The organism is Nostoc sp. (assembly GCF_035638895.1).
Lineage (GTDB): Bacteria > Cyanobacteriota > Cyanobacteriia > Cyanobacteriales > Nostocaceae > Nostoc.
Genome location: NZ_DASQZC010000424.1, coordinates 1 through 1,504, shown reverse-complemented (window position 1 = coordinate 1,504; position 1,504 = coordinate 1). Strand labels below are relative to the sequence as shown.

1 protein-coding gene and 1 pseudogene are annotated in these 1,504 nt (G+C 43.0%); both read left to right on the top strand.

Features of this window, described 5'->3' with window-relative positions; genetic code table 11:
* A pseudogene (locus tag VE944_RS21360) lies at positions 1-196 on the top strand (RNA-binding protein); the annotation flags it as partial.
* A gap of 120 nt (positions 197-316) precedes the next feature.
* Positions 317-508, top strand: a complete 192-nt coding sequence (gene rpsU, locus VE944_RS21355; RefSeq protein WP_324981497.1) for a 30S ribosomal protein S21 — start codon at positions 317-319, stop codon at positions 506-508.
* Positions 509-1,504: the final 996 nt, after the last annotated feature.

The window sequence follows — 1,504 nt, the reverse complement described above, 5'->3', positions numbered from 1 at the left end:
TTTCGTAGAGATGGGTACAGAAGCTGAAGAAACAGCTGCCATTGAAGCTCTTGATGGTGCTGAGTGGATGGGACGCGATCTCAAAGTGAACAAGGCCAAACCCAAGGAAGACAGAAGTGGTTCCTTTGGTGGTGGTGGTGGCGATCGTCGCGGCGGCGGCGGTGGATACTCTCGAGGAGGAGGAGGACGCTACTAAGCTTTAAAATCAAAAATTAAGTTTTAACGTCTTCAGGGCAGATAATGAATCTGCCCTTTTTGCGCTCTGGTCTACTGGATAGCTTAAAATTGCCCAGTGCCAATTAAATAGGAGATAAAAATGACCCAAGTATTTGTGGGCGAAAATGAAGGAATTGAGTCAGCCTTACGTCGATTTAAGAGGGAAGTTTCCAAAGCAGGTATTTTTCCAGACATGAGAAAGAATCGTCACTTTGAAACGCCTTTGGAAAAACACAAGCGCAAAGAAGTTGCAAGGCACAAACAACGTAAGAGAAATTTCCGTGCCAATTGAAAACAAACCATACCTACGGTAAGGTACACTAATGCACTCTATCATTAGATTCTTAACTGTCGAAGAGGCGATCGCTATTAAATCTAAAGGGTAGGTTTTGGCAAAGGCATTACTGATTATTAGGATGGGCATGTAAATAACAGTGTGTCCCCCAACTGCAAAAAAACTTTTGATTGTTACTTCCAGGATGGCGATCGCTACGTTGAATTTACTAAAATTTGGCTGAAAAATTTATTTTTGGCATTCCCTTACTAGTCTACAAGACTTTAAAAGGTTAGTCTTGGAAAATTAAGCCAGGAGTTTGGGCAAGTAATACTCGAATTGTTACCCTTCTCCGTCAGGAGAAGGGTAACAAGTAGCATGGAAAACCCCAATTGGTTGGGGTTGCGGAGATGGAGATTAGGCATATATCTACCCCCAGCGATGGCAAGCCTATGGAGTAGTTCGTCCAAATGGAGGGTTTGGGCAGGAATGCTTTTGCCCCTGCCTTCAAACTCCCCTAGTGATTTTCCTCGAATCCGCAGGCCCTAATACCAATTTAATGTGAAGTTGCACATATCTTGATCCCCCTAAATCCCCCTTAAAAAGGGGGACTTTGATGGATGTTTTTCCGGTTCCCCCCTTATTAAGGGGAGCCAGCGCGGTCTTGGGGTTTCCCCAAGTGGAGCGACTGGCGTGGGCTAGGGGGGATCGAATTCTATGCAGCTTTATAAAAAATTGGTATAAAGACCATGAGAACAGACAGGTTTGCAGATGTTTAGTAGGTGAACTATTAGCTCAAAACCATCCATATTGGGCATGGCTAAATGAGCAGAATCATATCTTAGTTGTGTTAGTTGCTACCTATAGCGCGTGTTTACAGGAAAATCATTGATAAGTGTGAAACACTATCTTTGACTCAGGAATTGAGATGTACTCATCATGATTTTATTTTTTGTTGAGTATGATTTAATAGGTTTGGGACGCTTTTTCCCCTTGAGTAGAAAGAGAGCGAAT